The following is a 3712-nucleotide window of genomic DNA, read 5'->3' as shown; positions in this document are numbered from 1 at the left end:
CACGACCAATTTCAACTTTCTTTATTCCCGGATTAATTTTTTGAGGAAACTCCAGTGAAGTGTTATTTAAACGGAGAGAATATCGTTGGAAAAGATATCAGAGAAATCTTGCAGAATATACTAAAAAACACGCAGCGATATAAACTAAACGTACTACATTTGCATATACTAAAACTAACACAGATAGATATACTAAATATGATGCGGATAGTACTTTTGGTTATCCTGCAAAAATAACGGGACATTATCATGGCAACACCATCTGAAAAATTGGCACAAGCTCTTTCTGAACTTCAGAAGCTACAGAAAGATCGAGACATTGCTGTTATCAAGGCATCTGATCTTAAAACATCACATAAGCAACTTTTGAAACGTAACGGCTTCATAAAAGACGTTATCAAGGGATGGTACATTTCAACTCGTCCTGAAGAACGTGATGGCGATACTACGTCCTGGTATATGTCATTCTGGGATTTTGCCTCTATGTACCTTAACGAGCGTTTCGGAAGTGAGTGGTGTTTGTCACCAGACCAATCTCTTTTGCTTCATAGTGGTAATCGGGTTATTCCCAAACAGCTGCTTGTCCGTTCACCAAAAGCCAATAATAATATCGTAAATCTTTTGCACGGCACCTCTATTCTTGATTACAAGCTTGACATTCTTGATAAAACATTGCGGGTTACACATAACGGACTACAGCTTTACTCCCTTGAGAATGGATTAATTGCGGTTGGCGCGGATTTCTTTACCCGTTATACCATTGATGCAAGAGCGTGTCTTGCGATGGTCAAAGATGCTTCGGTATTATTGGCAAAGCTGTTGGATGGTGGGCATAGTGTCATTGCCGGAAGGTTAGCCGGGGCATTCCGAAATATCGGCAATACCCGGATAGCCGATACCATTCTTAAAACCATGAAATCAGCCGGATATGATGTTCGGGAGGAAGACCCTTTTTCGGAAAAACTGCCGGAACATATTCTCACAGTTCGGGAGAATTCGCCATATGTCAGCCGAATAAAGCTAATGTGGCACCAGATGCGTGGTGTTGTGATTGAAAATTTTCCCAAGGCCAGTGCAATCCCCACGGATATTAAAGCTTATATGAAAGAGGTCGAGGAACATTACGCCGAAGATGCCTATCATTCCTTGTCCATTGAGGGGTATCGCGTAACGGCCGAACTGATTGAACGGGTAAGAGATGGCAACTGGAACCCTGATGGGAACGAGGCAGACAGAGAGGCGCGTAATGCCATGGCCGCACGGGGATATTATCAGGCGTTCCAGGCGGTAAAGGAAAGTATCAAGAAAATCCTGGCCGGGGAAAATCCGGGAGAGGTGACCGATACCGATCATTCAGACTGGTACCGGGAATTATTCGCCCCCAGTGTTGTAGCCGGATTATTAAAACCATCCGACCTTGCCGGATACCGAAACAGTCAGGTATATATCAAAGGGTCAATGCATACGCCGCTTAGTGCCGAAGCTGTGAGCGAGGCCATTCCCACACTGTTTGAATTGTTACGCAATGAAGACGATGCTGGTGTCCGGGCAGTGCTGGGGCATTTTATCTTTGTCTATATCCACCCGTATATGGATGGTAACGGACGCATCGGGCGTTTTCTGTTTAATACCATGTTGGCTTCGGGTGGTTATTCATGGACGGTTATTCCGGTCGGGCAAAGGGATGCCTATATGGCCGCACTGGAACGCGCCAGCGTTAACGGAGATATACGTGACTTTGCAATTTTTCTGGGGAATTTGGTTGAATCAGGCTTGAAGTAAATCACAATCACTTTAAAAATATTAGGATTTGGGCACTCTGCGTACCGATATTCTCGTCAAAATAAAGAAGGTTCCAGTTTCCAGATATCGAATTCTGTAGAGTATGTAAAAGGTTAACGGAAGTAACAAAATTCCTCCGGCTATCAGTACTGGTTTTAAGTCGATACCTGTATTTGATTTTCTTTTCGCCATCTATTTCTTTTCCAATGGACCCTCCACAAATTTTTCCAGGTTAATTGCTGTGAAACTCGCCTCCTTCCTGCTATAAAGGGTATTTCCAAGGATGAAGGCGTTCGAGCCTACTTCTATTTCTGCAATTTTTCTATCTACGCTGTCCAATACAAAGCTTGTCGTATCATTTGTAATAAATTTGTATCCTTCAAAATTGAGGGAATGCAGCCACAAAGTTTTTTCTATCGTGGTGATTAGGTTTAATTGATCATCAATTACCAAGGTTTTCCCATTCCCTGTATAAACATATCTTGTGGTATCTGAAAGGTTGGAAAATTCACCCTGATCGTCCTGTGAATAAACATGGCTTCCGGTAAAATACTTTAGTTCCCCGAATTCATCCTCCGGGAATTCTTTGTCTTGGATTAAATTTCCATTTTTTGATGAGTATTTGGCAACCCTGTTTTTAAAAACCAGGTAAAAAACATCATCCACCTGCTGGAAGCCAAGGATTGGATCGTCTTTTACATCTATGATTGAAAAGAATCTTTGTTTTCCTGAATTCTTGTTAAAAGCAGCAAGGAAAGGTTTGCCATAACTCAGCTGTCTGTATCCCATAAAAGCAGATCCTTTGTTAATCATGTAGATCAGGCTGTCATTGGCAAAGATGACCGATTTACTTGGCAGGTTTTGGGGAAATGGAAATGACCAGATAACTTCTCCTGTATTTTTATCAACCCTGGCAAGTTTTTCCTTTGATGCGAAATATAAATCAGTACTGTCAGCAAGTACATTTGAGACTAAATCCCTGACCAGGTTATATCCGGTAGAGATAACGAAGGTCCCGGTGAGAACACCTGCTACGGCACCAAGTGCATTGGCTGTATTTGTAACAGAATAGTCCTTGTCCCCGGTAACAGTATTGTAGTCCCAGCCGGAACCGTTCTTTAAGTGAATGGTATGTAAGCCTGCTGCAACAGCAAGAAGTGTGGTGTCATTCAAATAAAAGACGTTGTTCCAGGCATATTCCCGGCTAAGTTCCCTTTTCCAGAGAACGTCACCTGTTTTTAAATCAATTCCTTCCAGCTTATCAGAAAGTTGGTCTCCCACTCTGTATTTGTAACCAATACCGGTATTCGATATTGGATCAACAAAATAAATATCATTTCGGACCTCCCATAGTTCCTCACCGGTATTGATGTCCAGACAGTAGCTTTTATTGGCAACAGTGAGAATAACCGTATTACTGAACTGCTGCACACTGCTGGTCTGGTAATTGATTTTTTTGCTCCATTTTAAATCTTTGGAATAAAGGTCATAAACAAGAATATTACCTTTATTATCAAGCCATTTCCCATTTTTGCCCGTACCTCGCAATTGCACTGTCAAAAATCCTGATGTTGTGTCAAGGTATGTTTCCTGAATCCTGTCCGGGAAAATGAATTCAGTTCCTGTGATATCGGTTCCTCCAACAAGGTTTTTGCCCAAAACCCTCTGGTTGGTCAGGATGGTCGATTCAGTTTTTTGGCAATACGAATTGACTGAAACTACAGTGAGGAGAACAAAAATTAAAGTTTTCATTTATTGTCAAATATTCGGGTGATAATGGTTAATATCAGCATCAAAGTTAAATCAAGAAAAGGATATTTATTGCCATTTTACGGTATAATTGAAGTATGTTGGATCTTTTGTTGAAGTAGGGTATTTTTCAAAACTTCGATAATAAAAAACTTTATTCCTATTTTTAGGGAATGATTGA

At 41.2% G+C, this 3712-nt stretch carries 2 protein-coding genes; one reads left to right on the top strand and one right to left on the bottom strand.

Going from position 1 to position 3712, the window contains the following annotated elements; all coding sequences use genetic code 11:
• The first annotated feature begins 249 nt into the window (after positions 1-249).
• Entirely contained in the window at positions 250-1782 is a 1533-nt protein-coding gene (locus tag AAC033_RS18650; protein ID WP_339740991.1) for a Fic family protein, read from the top strand.
• Positions 1783-1974: 192 nt separating this feature from the next.
• Here AAC033_RS18650 and AAC033_RS18645 read toward each other — a convergent pair whose 3' ends face one another.
• Positions 1975-3534, bottom strand: a complete 1560-nt coding sequence (locus AAC033_RS18645; protein ID WP_339740989.1) for a PQQ-binding-like beta-propeller repeat protein — start codon at positions 3532-3534, stop codon at positions 1975-1977.
• Between the last annotated feature and the right edge of the window lie 178 nt (positions 3535-3712).

This window comes from uncultured Sunxiuqinia sp., assembly GCF_963974515.1.
Classification (GTDB): Bacteria; Bacteroidota; Bacteroidia; order Bacteroidales; family Prolixibacteraceae; genus Sunxiuqinia.
This window is presented reverse-complemented; position numbering and strand designations above follow the sequence as displayed.